The organism is Polaribacter sp. 2305UL8-11 (assembly GCF_058147165.1).
Genome location: NZ_JBYVJW010000123.1, coordinates 1 through 234 on the forward strand (window position 1 = coordinate 1; position 234 = coordinate 234).

Consider the following 234-nt stretch of genomic DNA (forward strand, 5'->3'; position numbering starts at 1 on the left):
TTATTGGCTACAAACCATTAGCCAAAGAAGTGGTATTAAATAGTAAGACAACAAATCTTGGTGTTATAGAGCGAGAAGAAACAGCAGAAGCTTTAGAAAGTGTAGGTGTTGTTGCAGAACGTTCTACCATAGAACAAAGAATAGACAGAAAAAGAATAAACGTAGGTGAAGAGTTAACAACTGCTGGTGCGTCTGCTGTAGATATTATGAATAATATACCAGCTGTTTCTATAG

1 protein-coding gene is annotated in these 234 nt (G+C 35.9%); it reads left to right on the forward strand.

All coding sequences use genetic code 11. From position 1 onward, the window contains the following. The coding region (locus ACY2RW_RS16430) for a hypothetical protein (RefSeq protein WP_490123796.1) at window positions 1-234 on the forward strand (234 nt) is incomplete at both ends.